The sequence below is a fragment of the Alteromonas sp. P256 genome (assembly GCF_036864455.1).
GTDB lineage: Bacteria > Pseudomonadota > Gammaproteobacteria > Enterobacterales > Alteromonadaceae > Alteromonas.
Genome location: NZ_JAZETM010000011.1, coordinates 118,820 through 134,804 on the forward strand (window position 1 = coordinate 118,820; position 15,985 = coordinate 134,804).

13 protein-coding genes are annotated in these 15,985 nt (G+C 43.5%); 7 read left to right on the plus strand and 6 right to left on the minus strand.

Features of this window, described 5'->3' with window-relative positions; genetic code table 11:
* The first annotated feature begins 82 nt into the window (after positions 1-82).
* Genes V7R39_RS15485 through V7R39_RS15495 form a run of 3 tightly spaced genes read left to right on the plus strand, consistent with a single transcriptional unit; the run spans position 83 to position 4,375 of the window.
* Positions 83-1,918: an assimilatory sulfite reductase (NADPH) flavoprotein subunit gene (locus V7R39_RS15485; RefSeq protein ID WP_334031796.1), complete on the plus strand. Its 1,836-nt coding sequence runs from the start codon at positions 83-85 to the stop codon at positions 1,916-1,918.
* Positions 1,918-3,639 (plus strand): assimilatory sulfite reductase (NADPH) hemoprotein subunit, encoded by a 1,722-nt coding sequence (cysI, locus tag V7R39_RS15490; RefSeq protein WP_334031797.1) that lies wholly within the window; start codon positions 1,918-1,920, stop codon positions 3,637-3,639. The genes V7R39_RS15485 and cysI overlap by 1 nt, the downstream gene beginning before the upstream one ends.
* Positions 3,629-4,375, plus strand: a complete 747-nt coding sequence (locus V7R39_RS15495; RefSeq protein ID WP_334031798.1) for a phosphoadenylyl-sulfate reductase — start codon at positions 3,629-3,631, stop codon at positions 4,373-4,375. Before cysI ends, V7R39_RS15495 begins: the two co-directional genes overlap by 11 nt.
* Positions 4,376-4,420: 45 nt before the next feature.
* Here V7R39_RS15495 and V7R39_RS15500 read toward each other — a convergent pair whose 3' ends face one another.
* Positions 4,421-5,419: a TIGR03899 family protein gene (locus tag V7R39_RS15500; protein WP_334031799.1), complete on the minus strand. Its 999-nt coding sequence runs from the start codon at positions 5,417-5,419 to the stop codon at positions 4,421-4,423.
* A 51-nt stretch (positions 5,420-5,470) separates the two neighbouring features.
* On the opposite strand from V7R39_RS15500, the gene V7R39_RS15505 reads away from it, so the two are divergent.
* A complete protein-coding gene (locus tag V7R39_RS15505; protein ID WP_334031800.1) occupies positions 5,471-7,711 on the plus strand; it encodes a bifunctional diguanylate cyclase/phosphodiesterase in 2,241 nt (746 codons plus the stop codon).
* A gap of 31 nt (positions 7,712-7,742) precedes the next feature.
* Here V7R39_RS15505 and V7R39_RS15510 read toward each other — a convergent pair whose 3' ends face one another.
* Positions 7,743-8,318: a uracil-DNA glycosylase family protein gene (locus V7R39_RS15510; protein ID WP_438823552.1), complete on the minus strand. Its 576-nt coding sequence runs from the start codon at positions 8,316-8,318 to the stop codon at positions 7,743-7,745.
* Between the two features lie 112 nt (positions 8,319-8,430).
* On the opposite strand from V7R39_RS15510, the gene V7R39_RS15515 reads away from it, so the two are divergent.
* The gene (locus tag V7R39_RS15515) at positions 8,431-8,736 is read left to right on the plus strand and encodes a hypothetical protein (RefSeq protein WP_032095579.1); all 306 of its coding nucleotides are present in this window, start codon (positions 8,431-8,433) and stop codon (positions 8,734-8,736) included.
* A 47-nt stretch (positions 8,737-8,783) separates the two neighbouring features.
* Here V7R39_RS15515 and sthA read toward each other — a convergent pair whose 3' ends face one another.
* Together sthA and V7R39_RS15525 are read right to left on the minus strand one after the other, a co-directional pair.
* Entirely contained in the window at positions 8,784-10,199 is a 1,416-nt protein-coding gene (gene sthA, locus V7R39_RS15520) for a Si-specific NAD(P)(+) transhydrogenase (RefSeq protein WP_334031802.1), read from the minus strand.
* Between the two features lie 175 nt (positions 10,200-10,374).
* Positions 10,375-11,502, minus strand: coding sequence for an acyl-CoA desaturase (locus V7R39_RS15525; RefSeq protein ID WP_334031803.1), 1,128 nt, complete (start codon positions 11,500-11,502; stop codon positions 10,375-10,377).
* Between the two features lie 281 nt (positions 11,503-11,783).
* Here V7R39_RS15525 and fabR point away from each other — a divergent pair, with 281 nt between their 5' ends.
* The gene (gene fabR, locus V7R39_RS15530; protein ID WP_032095582.1) at positions 11,784-12,377 is read left to right on the plus strand and encodes an HTH-type transcriptional repressor FabR; all 594 of its coding nucleotides are present in this window, start codon (positions 11,784-11,786) and stop codon (positions 12,375-12,377) included.
* Positions 12,378-12,421: 44 nt separating this feature from the next.
* On the opposite strand, the gene trmA is transcribed toward fabR, so the two are convergent.
* Positions 12,422-13,528 carry a tRNA (uridine(54)-C5)-methyltransferase TrmA gene (gene trmA, locus V7R39_RS15535; RefSeq protein ID WP_334031804.1) on the minus strand — a complete coding sequence of 369 codons (1,107 nt, stop codon included), beginning with the start codon at positions 13,526-13,528 and terminating at the stop codon, positions 12,422-12,424.
* 202 nt (positions 13,529-13,730) lie between these two features.
* Here trmA and V7R39_RS15540 point away from each other — a divergent pair, with 202 nt between their 5' ends.
* The gene (locus V7R39_RS15540; RefSeq protein ID WP_334031805.1) at positions 13,731-15,050 is read left to right on the plus strand and encodes a DUF5610 domain-containing protein; all 1,320 of its coding nucleotides are present in this window, start codon (positions 13,731-13,733) and stop codon (positions 15,048-15,050) included.
* Between the two features lie 64 nt (positions 15,051-15,114).
* Here V7R39_RS15540 and V7R39_RS15545 read toward each other — a convergent pair whose 3' ends face one another.
* Positions 15,115-15,576: an RNA recognition motif domain-containing protein gene (locus V7R39_RS15545; protein WP_334031806.1), complete on the minus strand. Its 462-nt coding sequence runs from the start codon at positions 15,574-15,576 to the stop codon at positions 15,115-15,117.
* Positions 15,577-15,985 lie beyond the last annotated feature (409 nt).

Here is a 15,985-nt window from a genome sequence, read left to right on the forward strand (position 1 = left end):
GTAATAAAAAAGTCTCATTTATTCTTTTCTCTTCTTGAATAAAGTCGTTAGCCTAGCGACATCGAAAAAGGGCTATAAGACTATGTCAAAAGATTCTAACTCAACAACAGTGTCAAATTCAGCGCCAGGCGCGGTAGTAAATGAGCAGCAGTGGAATGCAATCACGCAAGCTATTGCTGGTCTAAATCGTGATCAGCTCACATGGGTGAGTGGTTATGCTGCGGGTATGGCTGCTGCGCAGGGCGGGGCAGTTGCGCCGTCGCTACAAACGGCACCTGTGTCAGCGGGAGATGCTCCCACTCTTACTATTTTGTACGGCTCTCAAACTGGTAACGCTAAAGCGTTAGCGCACGAATGCCAAGCGAAAGCAGAAGGCGCTGGGTATAACAGCAAGCTGGTGAGCATGGCCGATTATAAAGCTCGCAACCTCAAAAGCGAAACTCACGTTGCCGTGTTCGTTAGTACTCATGGTGAAGGCGATGCGCCAGACGATGCTATTGAGCTGCATGAATACGTGGCAAGCAAAAAAGCGCCAAAGTTAGCGAATACAAAGTACGGCGTAGTAAGCCTTGGAGATAGTAGCTACGAGTTTTTCTGCCAAACCGGCAAAGATTTCGACGAGCGTTTATCTAAATTAGGTGCAACTGCGGTTATCGACCGCTTAGATTGTGACGTAGATTACGAGGCCGAAGCAGAAGCGTGGCTAAACCGCTTTATCGACTCGTTGAAAGAAGATTTCACAGCCTCAGCAGCTCCGGCCGTTGCGGCGCAAACTGGTGTCGCGGTTGCAGGAGCCCCTGCGCAAACTTACACAAAGAAAGCGCCCTATACTGCTTCGCTGATCGAATCGCAAAAAATTACTGGCAGAGACTCGATTAAAGATATTCGTCATATCGAAATTAGCCTTGAAGACTCAGGGATTACCTACAAACCAGGCGACGCCCTTGGCGTATGGTTTAAAAATGCCCCTTCATTGGTTAACGACCTTATTGCACTGCTTTCTCTTGATGAAAACGCAGAGGTAGTGGTGGCAGAAAGTGCCATGACGCTAAAAGAGGCGCTTACCTCTAAGCTTGAGTTAACACTTAGCTATCCTAATTTTATCAAGGCTTATCAGGCTGCGACGGGGTCTGAGGGTTTGGCGGCGCTGATGGAAGACAAGGCACAGCTTCGTACTTACATGGCCGACAGACAAATTATTGATATTGTTCGCGACCATGTTGGCAGTATTTCAGCGCAGCAACTTGTTGACGCACTGCGCCCTCTTACGCCGCGACTCTATTCAATTGCATCCAGCCAGGCAGATGTAGAAGACGAAGTTCACCTTACAGTGGCCCACGTTGATTATGAAGCTTTTGGAGAACGTCACCAGGGCGGCGCATCGGGTTACCTTTGTGAATACCTTGAGGAAAATGGTGAAGTAGAGGTGTTCGTTGAAAACAACGATAACTTCCGCTTGCCTGACGACCCTAATACGCCAGTCATCATGGTTGGCCCTGGAACAGGTATCGCGCCGTTCAGGTCGTTTATGCAAGAGCGAGATGTACAAGAAGCAGAAGGCAAAAACTGGTTATTTTTCGGTAACCCGCACTTTACTCAAGACTTCTTGTATCAAGTTGAATGGCAAGGATATGTAAAAGAAGGCTTGCTAGACAAAATAACGTTAGCGTTCTCACGCGATCAAGAAGAGAAGGTTTACGTTCAGCACCGACTACTCGAAAACGGTAAAGAAGTATTCGAATGGTTAGAGCAGGGCGCTCACTTCTATGTGTGTGGCGATGCTATGCACATGGCGAAAGATGTTGAAGAAGCGCTGATCAAGATTGTGCAAGAGCACGGTGGCAAGTCAGAAGCGGAAGCAAAATCATACGTGGTTGAGTTGCGTAAAGCGAAACGTTATCAGAAGGATGTCTATTAATGAGTAATGAAAACTCTCCATTCGTTGTTGAGGGCAAATTAGCCGACAACGAAAGATTAAAGCGCGAAAGTGACAACCTTCGCGGCACAATAGAAACTGACCTGAAAGATGATCTTACAGGTGGCTTTACGGCTGATAACTTCCAGCTGATTCGCTTCCACGGTATGTATCAGCAGGATGATAGAGATATTCGCGCAGAGCGTGCTAAGCAAAAGCTTGAGCCGCTGCAAAATGTGATGTTGCGTGCGCGGTTACCTGGTGGCGTAATTATGCCCGACCAGTGGCTAGCGATAGACAAGTTTGCTTCCGATCACACGCTGTACGGCAGTATTCGGTTAACTACACGACAGACTTTTCAGTTTCACGGCGTACTTAAGCCAAAAATTAAGTCGATGCACCAAATGCTGAATAAAGCGGGCATCGATTCAATTGCGACAGCCGGTGACGTGAACAGAAACGTATTGTGTACCTCGAACCCTGTAGAGTCAGAACTGCATTTAGAAGCGTTTGAGTGGGCTAAAAAGATAAGCGAGCACTTACTTCCTAAAACACGTGCCTACGCTGAAATTTGGTTAGATGGCGAAAAAGTGGAAACCACAGAGAAGCCGGTTGAACCTATTCTTGGCGATAACTATCTTCCGCGTAAGTTTAAAACCACGGTGGTTATTCCACCGCAAAATGACGTTGACGTACACGCTAACGATTTAAATTTTGTTGCCATTGCAGAAAACGGCAAGCTGGTTGGCTTTAACGTATTAGTAGGTGGTGGTCTCGCGATGACCCACGGGGATAAAAGTACATATCCTCGTAAAGCCACTGACTTTGGTTTTATTCCATTAGAAAACACGCTCGATATTGCCGCAGCGGTAGTGACTGTGCAGCGCGACTGGGGTAACCGTGTTAATCGTAAGAATGCAAAAACCAAATACACCCTTGAACGCGTTGGTGTAGATAACTTTAAAGCTGAAGTTGAAAAGCGTGCAAACGTAACGTTTAAAGAGAGTCGTCCGTTTGAGTTTACCGAACGTGGCGACCGCTTTGGCTGGGTGGAAGGTATCGACGGTAACTATCACTTAACCGTATTTATCGAAAATGGCCGAATTCTAGATTACCCAGGAAAAACCTTAAAAACAGGGTGTGCAGAAATTGCCAAGATTCATAAAGGCGATTTCAGGCTAACAGCTAATCAAAACCTGATTATTGCAGGCGTTGCGCCAGCCGATAAGGAAAAAGTAGAAGCATTGGCTCGAGAGCACGGATTGATTGCGCCTGAGGTATCTAACCAGCGTCTTGACTCAATGGCGTGTGTGTCACTACCAACCTGTCCGCTAGCAATGGCAGAAGCTGAGCGTTACTTACCTGACGCTGTTACTGAGCTTGAGGGGCTATTAGCCAAACACGGGCTTGCTGATGACAGCGTGATTTTCCGCGTAACGGGCTGTCCGAATGGCTGTGGTCGTGCCATGCTTTCTGAAGTCGGGTTAGTAGGTAAAGGCCCTGGCAAGTACAACCTGCATTTAGGTGGCGACCGAGAGGGGACACGTATCCCTCGTATGTATCGTGAAAACATCAGCGAGCAAGAAATTATGTCAGAGCTCGATACGCTGTTTGGTCAGTGGGCTAGCAATCGAGAAGACGGCGAAGCGTTTGGAGATTTTGTTGTTCGTACCGGCGTTGTAAAACCGGTAGTTGATTCAGCGCGTGATTTCTATGAGCAATAATACGGTGGTTAAAGAGCAGGTATTATCGCTAGATATCAGCAAGGAAGAGCTTGCTGATATCAACGGGGCGCTCGAAGCGATGACGGCACAACAACGAGTGGAATGGGCCTTTGATAATTTGCCTGATACTCATATTGTGTCTTCAAGCTTTGGTGCTCAGTCTGCGGTAATGTTGCATATGCTGACACAAGCAAAGCCAGATATTCCTGTTGTGTTAACCGACACGGGCTACTTGTTTCCTGAGACTTACCAATTCATCGATGAACTGGTTGCTAAGCTCAAGCTTAACCTACACGTATATCAAGCGAATATGTCATCAGCATGGCAAGAAGCTCGATTTGGCAGACTGTGGGAGCAAGGCATAGAGGGAATTGAAACTTACAATTCTCTTAACAAAGTTGAGCCCATGCAAAGAGCGCTGCAAGAGCTTAATGCTGGAACTTGGTTTGCTGGTTTGCGTCGCAGTCAGTCTGATTCTCGAGGGAAGTTACCTGTTCTGCAGAAAGTGTCTGGTCAGTTTAAACTCTATCCCATCATAGATTGGAGCAATAAAGACCTGCACTACTACCTTAAAGAGCACAATCTCTCTTATCATCCGCTTTGGGAACAAGGTTACGTGTCTATTGGCGACTGGCATACCACACAGTCGTTACAAGAGGGTATGGAAGAGCAAGATACACGCTTTTTTGGTCTTAAAAGAGAGTGCGGATTGCACGAATTCGGTGATGGTATTTAATTTACATGGCTGACTGCATGTCTCTCACTTGTGTGAGGCAAGCAGTCATGCAATGTTAAACACCTCAGTTAAAATCGCTTTTATATTTTGCATATAGAGCGGATTTGTATTTTTCCCCACAAGCTTAAACAGCTCACTACCAACGGGCGTAAACTTATAATAAACCAGCGCTACGCCTTGAGTTTTACACGTAAGTGTAAAGGTGTCGTTAACGCATCGCCATGATGTCTGTTGTCCCTCTCTATACTCACCACTTTCAATTTCACTGGCATAAATCAGTTTCATCTCTTGAAGTGATAGCAAATCTGGATAGTTTAATCCCACGTTTGCGAGATTAATCTGTTCTGGCACAGGTTTTTTGAAAATTGAAAGCAGCCTTTTTCTCTTGTGATAACCCACTAAGATACGCGGCACAGAGTCATTATTTTGTTTACTCGCTACGTTAACCGCCTTGATAAACACTTTGGCATCGCGATGTGTAAGAGATTTCAGAGTTTGTAAGCTTCGCAGCGAAAAGCTGCCGGGCCTGGATACTTCAACAGCAAAAATTTTCCCCCACAGTTCTTGCATTGGCGCGCTATAAATTTCTTCAGCTAACGTGCTAAATGCAAAAAACCAATCTGGATCAAGGTTGTCGCTTGTTTGTTCGTTGATTGTTACATTTAGTGCTATATTGAGTATAGATTTTAAATTATTCGCTTTTTGTATCTGAAGTATTTTTTTACGTCGTTCGAGGGCATGTTCTTGTTTTTTCGAATCTAAAGACAGCGCCGACGGGGTAATACCTACTCTAGAGAACCAAGACAGCATACGCTGCCTGCTCGCCTCAATTTCTGCATTTTTATTTGTAGATTCCTTAGTGTGAGCCGCTGGATTAACGGTCTCCTCTTTACTACGCAGAGGTGGGGGTGTTTTTTTTATCTCTTGGGTTAGATGCTGTGGGTTAATTTTCATAACAGTTGTGGCAATTTCATTTGTAACAATGAGTAACAGGATGTCACTATTGCATTGCACATCGGTTTTATCAATGTAATCGTTAAGCACGATACAGCTTTGCGCAGTTATGTTTTATTTAAGTTGAGGAATTAAGCGGTTATGTCGGCAACGGATTACGAAAACGACGAACTTATCTTTTTAGATGACGATGCGACAGACATTGAGCTACAGCTTGGGAAAGACTGGAATATTCTTATTGTTGATGACGATGAAGAAATTCACACAGTAACTCGTCTTGCGCTGTCTGATTTAATAGTCAACGATCGAAAGTTGAACTTCATTCACGCCCATTCCGCCAAAGAGGCAAAGGCGCTACTTCATGAATATGGCAGCACTATAGCCATTATTCTTCTCGACGTAGTGATGGAGACTGACGACGCAGGCTTCGACGTAGTTAAGTACATCCGCGAAGAGATGGGCCTAAACGAGCCTCGTATTATTCTTAGAACCGGTCAACCTGGCTTTGCTCCTGAAGAGCAGGTGATTAAGCTTTACGATATCAACGACTACAAAACCAAAACAGAGCTTACCAGGTCTAAACTGCTCACCACGATAATCTCCTCAATTCGCTCTTATCAACAGATAATTACCATTAGCCAAAGTCGTATTGGCCTCGAAAAAATTATTGCTTCCTCGGCCAATTTGTTTGAAGAACACTCGGTAAAAGCATTTTGTGAAGGTGTGGTAACGCAAATTAGCTCACTGATTGGGCTGGAGTCAGAGGGTCTTTTGTGTGCGCGAGCAGGGTCGTTGCTCGACCTAGATGATGAAAATATCTATGTGCTTGGAGCTGCGGGAGAATATGCTGAATTTATCAATCAGCCCGTTAACACAATCCATAATGATGAAATTACAGAGAATGTGCATCGCTGCCTAAGATTAAAACAACATATATTTGATATATCCTGTTCGGTATTATACATCAGCCGTGCGGGTTTTGAGGCGGCTGTGTATATGCGACAAACGCATTGTATCAGCGATTTGGATAAGCATTTGCTGGAAGTGTTTTTATCCAGTATTTCCGTTGGATATGAAAACGTTAATTTGTTCCATGAGCTTCGCAACGCTGCTTTCAGAGATTGGTTAACCCGTCTTCCTAATCGTAACCAATTTATCAACATGCTGGATAACCCAGGAAATATTGCTAGCAAAAATTGTTGCGTCGCGCTTGTGGATGTTAATCATTTTTCCGATGTAAATGATGGGTTAGGGCAGGAAGTCGGTAATGATCTGCTTCGAGCAATCGCCGGAAGAATTCAGTCTTCGTTGCCCTCTACTACTCGACACAGTAGGCTTGCGGCCGATGTCTTTGGAATAATCGGCCCCGAAAGTGACGTTTGCCCTGAAGTAATCAATGCAATGTTCGATTCGTCTTTTGTGGTTGATGAGCATGTGTTGCCAATTAAGGTAAAAGTAGGCCTGTGCAAAGTTGATAATGAGCGCAATATTGGCATTGATTTACTTAAGCGAGCCAATATCGCCTTAAATCGCGCAAAGAAAAAGCTTACCGATAATTTCGAGTATTACGCTAAAGATATTGAAGACCAAACAACGTGGCGTCTAGACATGATTCGACGTTTGCGTAGTGATTTCGCAGCCCGAAAACTAGAGCTATGGTTTCAACCGCAGGTAGATTTACTGACCGACAAAGTGGTTGGTATGGAGGGGTTACTGCGATGGCCTGATGGAAACGGTGGTTATATTTCACCCGCTGTTTTTGTGCCGCTAGCAGAATATTCTGGGCTTATAGTTGATATTGGCGAGTGGGTTTTAGAAGAGTCATGTCGACGACTTCAACAGCTACGAGAACTCGGTCACGGACATCTGCGGGTGGCGGTAAACATCTCTATCCCGCAATTTAGAGACAGATTTTTTGTTGATAAAGTAAAAAATGCGCTGACCGATGCTAACTGCGATCCAAGTTTACTCGAGTTAGAGATCACCGAAAGCGTAGTTATGGATGAGCCACAAATTGTCATTGATGCACTGCGCGTTTTAAAAGACTACGATGTAAAGATTGCAATCGACGATTTTGGTACCGGTTTCTCTTCAATGAGTTACCTGCAGCAGCTTCCCTTAGACCGACTGAAAGTCGATCGTTCTTTTGTAAAAGATATCCAACCAGGCTCCGCTGCGGTGCTTGCCGAAACTATAGTGACTCTTGGGAACAAGCTAGGGTTGTTGACCATTGCAGAGGGTGTCGAAACTCGAGAGCAAGCAATCTATATGATTAAACTTGGCTGCGATGAAGCCCAAGGCTTTTTCTTTGCCAAGCCAATGCCGTTTGACCAGTTAGTTGAGTTACTAAAAAACACAAGACTACCTAGAGACGAAACTTAAAGTCTGAAACTCTTACAACGATCAACACGCCCTAGGCAATTAAATCAGCGACAGTTTTTTGTAAAGTGGGTACTGTTTGAGTTTCAAACCAGGGGTTCTTCGCCAGCCAGCGATTGTTCCGTCCAGATGGGTGAGGCAGCGCTATAACGTTGTCGTGCTTTGTTTTAATGGCTTCGGTTAGCGTTTTATATTGTGGTAAGTAGTACTGCTGCGCGTAACGTCCTATTAAAATGGTGAGTTCGGGTTGTACGAAATTAAGCAGAGACTCATGCCAGGTTGGAGCACATATTTTCATAGGTGGCGCATCTGCGCCATTCTTATAACCTGGAAAACAGAAGCCCATAGGCATAATGGAAAACAGTTCTGGTTTGTAAAACGTTTCTTTATCCACGCCCAACCACTGTCGCAGGCGCGTACCGCTAGGGTCAATAAAAGGGATATAGTTTTTGTGAGCCGTTAACCCTGGCGCTTGACTAATAATAAGCACCTTTGTGCGTTCCGCTAAAGATAAGATTGGGCGTGGCGGATGAGATAGTTCACTGGCACAAAGTGAACACGTTTTGGCTCGGTGTACTAAGTGTGCAAATTCAGCCAACTTTTTCTCCAAATTTTTCACTTTGTCATATTAATGTCACAAAGCTATGATGCAGATTGACTACTTCCCATAAATAGCGTATTCTTATACTAACAGTACAATAATGTACTTAAGGAGAAAAGACATGCGTAAAGTAGTATTCAGTTTAGCCCTTTTAGCTTCATTTGGCATAGCGCATGCGGACTCTGGTAGTGACCAGCTTTTCGATTGTATGGACGCTAAAACGTTCGAAATGAATAACCAATGTATGGCCAACACAATTGGCAACAACATTAGTTTCCGTAATGCTCAACAAGAACTTGTTAATATCGCGAGCGAAAGCCAAGGCGATTATGCGATTGCCACTATGACATTCGATCAAGAAAAAATGCACATTGACATTGTTGCACACAAAGAGTCGCTAAATGCGCTTGCAGCAAACAGAAATTAAAATGAAGTGTTAATAAGAGAAGCCGGCATTTGCCGGCTTTTTTTTGTCTAAAATATTCTGTTTAAACCATTGATAGCCGCAACCCTGTAAGCTTCTGCCATTGTGGGGTAGTTAAAGGTGGTATTCACAAAGTAATCAATCGTGTTGCCTTCGCCCTTCTGCTGCATAATTGCCTGGCCGATATGCACAATCTCAGACGCACGCTCACCAAAACAATGAATTCCCAGTATCTCTTTAGTTTCACGATGGAACAGTATTTTCAAGCTACCGGTTTGGGTAGATGCAATCTGAGCTCGCGCTAGGTGCTTAAATTGAGCTCTCCCCACTTCATAGGGCACTTTCGCTGCAGTAAGCTCTTGCTCAGTTTTCCCAACTGAACTAATTTCGGGAATAGTGTAGATACCTGATGGAATATCGGCCACCAAAGAGGCGTGAGTTTTACCAGCTAGCATTGCTTCAGCTGCAAAACGGCCTTGGTTATAAGCGGCAGACGCTAAACTAGGATATCCAATCACATCTCCAACAGCATAAACATTATCCACGTCGGTCTGGTAATTTTCATTCACTTTGAGCTGGCCCCTGCTGTCACCTTTTAAGCCGATATTCTCAAGCTTTAAAGTATCAGTATTACCCGTTCTTCCGTTTGCAAACAGCAAACAGTCTGCCCTCATCCGTTTACCAGACTCTAAATTAAGAATGACGGAATCGTCTGTTGTCTCTACCGACGCATAGGTTTCGTTATGACGTATAAGTACACCGTTATTCCATAAGTGATAGCTCAGCGCATCTGATATTTCTGTATCGAGAAACGATAGCAGGCGATCGCGCATATTAACTAAGTCTACTTTCACACCCAGACCGCGAAAAATACTCGCGTACTCCGAACCAATAACACCTGCACCGTAAATGATTATAGATTTAGGATCGTGCTTAAGTGATAAAATGGTGTCTGAGTTGTACACCCGTGGGTGATTGAAATCGATATCTTTAGGGGTGTAGGGGCGAGAACCCGTTGCTAGTGCAAATTGTCCAGCCGTAACAATGTCTTTCGACCCGTCTTCGCGGGTTATCTGAAGCGTATGTGCATCGATAAAGCTGGCTTCGCCGTGAAATAAGGTAACGCGATTTCTGTCATAGAATGACGACCTTAATCGGGTCTGGCTGTCAACTACGCCGCTAGCATGTTTCATTATTTCTGAAAACGTTAAGCTTCTGCTTAAATGATTGTCAGCAAAGAGGGGCGAACTGTTATATTCAATTAAACGACTTACCGAATGGCGAAGCGCCTTTGATGGGATAGTTCCCCAATGTGTACACCCGCCTCCAACTGCCTCATAACGCTCAACAACCGCCACTTTTTTACCGGCTTTCGCTAGCTGCATTGCAACCCCTTCTCCGCCAGGGCCTGTGCCAATAACTATTGCGTCGTAATGATACGATGGAGTTTTTTGCTTTGCTGCCATGTTGTCTTCCTGTTTAAGTGTGAACGCGTAAGGATTGTATGAGCTGCTTTCATTGTATCTCACTCACACCTTACTACTACCTATACAAATAACTCTAGTAGTAAATAGCACATAAAAAAAACCACATGCAACGAATTACATGTGGTTTTTCATTTCAGTTGTAATATAGAGGTGGTTAAGCCATTTGCAAAGAGAGCGTTTGAAGCTGCAGCCACTTCTCTTTTTGAACTGCAAATGAATGCTTCAATTCTTTGTATTTATACGTAAGCTCTAAACCTTCGAGTGTGCGTTGAAAAGATTTCTGCTTCACTCGCATGATGCGCTTTTTCGTAGAGTAATAATCGCTCATGCGTTGCATAAGTAAATCGTACTCCTGTTGAATGGTATTCATCATTTCATCGGCATTTGGAAGCATCGACACTTTTTCGCTTGCTCGTTGAAGCTGCATTGCCGCCAGCGCCTTTTCTATGCGCTCTTCAGGAACCTTTCGTAGGTTTGTGGTTAAACCAACAAACGACAGCCCGCGAATCAGCCATTTTGTCGGATCGAATTGATACCAACGAATGCCGTTGCGATAGTCATATTCAAAGATATGGTGATAATTGTGATACCCCTCACCAAAAGTGAAAAATGCCAGCAAACCATTATCTCTTGCTGTGTTCTTATCGGTATAAGGCTGGTCGCCCCAGAAATGAGCAAGTGAATTGATGAAGAACGTAACGTGGTGAACAAGTACCAGTCGAAGTACGCCAGCGATAAGGATCATGCCCATTACATCACCGTTCAACCAACCCAACAGGCCAGTTATTCCGAAATTAGCCACTAATACTATGGGTAGGTAATAGTTATGTTGCCACATTACTACTTTGTCTTTCTGCAAGTCTTTGCAGTTGCCATAATCGTCGTAACGATTAGATTGGTACTCGCGAAGCATCCAGCCAATATGAGCAAACCACAAACCTTTCTTTGCTGAGTACGGGTCGTTGTCATTGTCGTCTACATGACGATGATGGACTCGGTGATCTGAAGACCAATGTAATATGCTGTTTTGCAGCGCCATTGCACCGCCAATCGCTAAAATTACGCGTACTACGACGTTCGCATCGTATGTTTTATGTGACCACAGGCGATGATAACCTGCAGTGATCGACATACCGGTAAAGTAAAATAAGAAGATAGCTGCGCTTATTTCGACCCAGTCTATTCCGCGATGCGCCACCCATAGTGGGGCACCAATGAATGCAATCGCACCGGATATAATAAATACCAGTACGTTCGTTAATATAAGAGGAGGTTTTTTCATTTTTGACTACTTGGCTTACAACTGTTCGCTAATTTATCGTTTTATGCATTCTCAGGCAAGTAAAACTAGGTTAAGTTCTGCTAACCTAGCTAAACTTTAATTATTATAGGCCAGTTCAATTATTCTTAAACTTGATGACAATGTTAGGACACTATTATTACGTTAGCGTTTTGTATTTGTGCTAAAACACTGACGTTAATGTAAAATGCTGTGCAAAGTTATGTTTCGTCTTTAAGCAGACAATGGGATAATCTAGCAAGTAATGAAGAAGTGGTATTAACGTGAGCCGACAAGAGCAAAAATTAAAAACCCGTCAAAATATTATTCATGCAGCATTTTCTTTGCTTGATGAAAACAGAAGCTTATCAGCGATTAGTCTTCGAGAAGTGGCGCGAGAGGCGGGTATTGCACCTACTTCCTTTTATCGACACTTCAAAGATATGGACGAACTTGGTTTAACGTTGGTTGACGAGGCGGGTTTAGCGCTAAGGCAATTAATGCGACAGGCCAGGCGACGAATTGCCTCTGGCGGTGGTGTTATTCACACATCCGTTGAAACCTTTATGGAGTTTATTGCGGCAAACACCAATGTGTTTCGATTGTTATTGCGAGAGCATACGGGTACGTCGTCAGCGTATCGACTGGCCGTATTCAGAGAGATTCAGCATTTTATTGACGAGTTAACCGATTACATTATTGAAAAGCAAGGTGTTGAGTATGCATCGGCGCATATACAAGCCGACGCGATGGTGAGACTTGTTTTCAGCGCAGGAGCAGAAGCCCTTGAGGCTGATGATAAGCTGCGCGGCGAAATAGGGGAGAAAGTGAAAACGCAATTGCGATTTGTTCAACTCGGAGCAACGATAAAAAGATAAGGCATTAACAGCGCAGTCTCTATCAATACCTTATCTTCAACCCATTACTTTCTCGTTAGCAACACGCCGGCTTCAATGTGATGGGTAAATGGGAATTGGTCGAATAGCGCCGTTTTAGCCACGGTATGAGTGGTGCACAATAACTGCAAATTATCGGCTAAGGTCTCAGGGTTACAGGATATATAAATAATATTGTCGTAATCTTGGATCATTTTTAATGAATCCTCGTCTAGCCCTGCACGAGGCGGATCGACTAACACGGTAGTGAAGTTATAATCGCTAAGTTCAATACTTTCCAAACGACTAAAAGTACGCTCGCCTCGCATGGCTTGAGTAAATTCTTCTGCCGCTAATCGTACTATTTTTACATTGTCTAAATGGTTTTGCTCAATATTGTATTGGGCGGCGTTTACCGAAGGCTTCGCTATCTCGGTACCAATCACATTATCGAAGTGGATGGCCAGAGGAATTGAAAAGTTACCTGCACCACAGTACATTTCCAGCAGATCGCCGGTAAGCGGCTTAACGCAGTCCAGTGCCCATTCAATCATATCGCAATTCACTTTGGCATTGGGTTGAGTAAAACTATTCTCAATATGCTTAAACACAAATTCGCGGTTATTAATGGGCAGCTTTTCGATTACAAAGTCATTCCCAACAATAATCTTTTGTTTGCGGGCTCTACCAATAATACTGACTGCAGGAAAGAGTCTAGATAAGGTATCTCTAAGTGCGTTTGCCTCGCGTTCCCACTCGCTGTCTAGCTGTCTGTGGTACAGCAAACTTATGACTAATTCTCCTGATAGTGCAGACAGGTAATCGATTTGAAACAGTTTTCTACGCAGTGATTCACTCGGGCGTACTATGTCTAAAAGTGCCGCCATGGCTTTATTTATTGCCTCACAGGCAGGTTCAAACGTATCTACGCGGTATTTTTCTTTTGTTTGCTGATCAAACATAATATGGAAAAGATCGTCACCGTCGTGCCAAACCCTAAATTCGGCTCGCATTCTGTAATGCGTAGGTGATGAGGGAAATACTGACAATGATGGTGCATCAAATGCAGAAAGCAGCGACCCAAGACGAGCTACTTTTTCGTCGAGTTGTAATTGGTACTGCAATAGGTTGGTATCTGACGTCTTATTTTCCATCAATTGTTCTCCATCAAAAGCTATGGGCTAACATCTACAAGAGAAGTCGTTACAGATGTCACTTCTCACAAGGACGCGAATTGTAGAGGCTTCTATAATATGTGCAAACCTAAATATTAAGCGTAGTAAAATATTCTGTATTAAAATTAAACAATATTGAGTTAGTGCCGATAAACTATATGAGGATAGTGAGGATCAAATTATGAACGTGGGTCAAATTAAGGCTTTTATGGGCGATCAGAAGGCCGATCAAAAGACAGCAGTTCATCCTAATGAGGCACTGAAAAAGCAGCTTCAGCAAGATGGATTGCAACAGGCTGCTGAATTAGCTAAGCAGCAGGCATCAACAGTTTCCGTAAATAGCACGCAAACGAGTATTGGTTTGCGGGTAGTCAGCGGTAGTCTTAGTCAAACTCTTGAGATTGATGGACAGAAGCCAAAAGAGCTGGCTGATAAGAAAGTAGAAGAAAAGAACAATAGCCTATTCGATTTCGAAAAAGTGGCTAAGAATGTAATGCGCTTTGTGGGCGGTGTTATTCGCGGTGCTGCTGATGGTGGTGCGAGTGATGAAAAGCTTAACGGTCTGTTTAGCCAAGCAAGAGAAGGCGTGAGCAGAGGCTTTGCAATGGCAGAAAAAGACCTAGCAGGCTTCATGAACGAAGAGCTTGAAAACGGTATTAGTAAAAGTCGCGAACTTATCGATACGGGTATAGACGATTTAGAAACCGATATATTCAATCGACAAGGTGTGGAGGACGGCAATGTAGCGCGAGTATCAACACTTGCCGCTGCGTCGGTATCTAATGAGCAGTCAGGACAATTGTCTATACGTACAAAAGACGGCGATGAAGTCACCTTTAGCTTTGAAAGCTTGCAGTCATTCCAAGCTAGTCAACAAACGTCGTTTCAAACCCAATCAATCAGTGATGGGTCTGGTGATGGCGCTACAACTAATGTGTCTGCACAGCAAACGACGGCGTTTGAATATTATGAACGAAGTGGAATTAGTTTTTCCCTGAAGGGAGAATTAGATGAAGCTGAAATGAAGTCTATTGCTGATTTGGTGGGCCAAGTTCAAGACCTGGCAGATACGTTCTATAAAGGTGACGTTGACAAGGCCTTTGAAGAGGCACTGAGTTTAGGCTTCGACGATAAAGAACTAGTGGGTTATGCACTGCAGCTAAATAGGTCTACTCAAACTGACGTATTAAAAGCTTATGAAAACATACAGCATTATAACGAAGATAAGGATGAGCGTAGCCAGTATGGTAATGTAGTAAGCCCAGTATCTCAGTATTTAGAAAAGATGATGAATACGTTTGAGAATGCCGAAAGTACCTTAGCGTCTAATGAAGATTACAACGCATTAATAGCAGGGCTCATTAGTAATATGGAAGACGTTCAGGTGCCAGACCTGATTAGTGCGATAAATAGATTTCACACATTTAATCAGACATTGTTAGATGGATTGCCACAGGCAGATATCAATACGGATAGTAATGAGCCTTCTTCTAAGTCATAGCTAAACACTGGTAGGTAAAAACTAACAGATAAAAAAAAGCCTGGTTCAAACCAGGCTTTTTTATTTAAGCGTGTTCGACTTTCTCTTTCGCCGGTCGCACTTTTAAGGTGCGTTCTTGGAAAGTGGAGTCGTTGGTTTTTTCAATAACAGAGTCTACATCTTTCGCTACTACTTCTATAAAGCCGTAACCTTTCCGTTTACCTGTTTTGCGATCTTTCATTAGGCGAACCGATTGAACTTCCGCATAGCTACTAAAATATTCTTTTACTGCGCTTTCATTTGCACGATACGGCAAGTTACCGACGTAAAGTGTTTCAACAGCATCTGAACTGATAGCATCGCCATCTGAAGAAGGTGAGCTTTGGATAAGTGAAGCTAGCCAAGGCGTAACTATCCCGCTGATCAGAAGTGCAGCAGAGACAGTCAATGGAACGTGAACGTCCATACTCGCTGAAGAAAATAATAAATAACCTGCGATTGCAAAAATGGCACTAATAATAGTGCACTGAATAAAGCCTACTTTCATATAACTACCTTTCTATTGTTTTTTTGGGTTGAAGGCTGTTGCTAGTTTACTCATTTGTAACAAATTGAACAATAAAATGTGAAAAAACTAGTCTAAAGACGCATAAAACTAACAGAAATGATGGAGAAATGAACGGTTAAGCTAGAAAATTCATTAAACAGCAAAAAAACACCATTTAAGTGTTGATCTTTTAGTTCAGCTATTTATAATGCGCTCCACGTTTTGAGGGGGCTTCAAGCAACTTAAAACTGAAACGCAAAACCAAGTTTAAAAACAATTAAAAAGTTTAAAAACAAGGTTGACATCAAAAACAAACGATGTAAAATGCGCTTCCACTTCGAGAGAGGTGAATCATCAAAAGCAACGGCTTACGGTGAGGTTGCACTAGCAACCACGTTCTTTAACAATG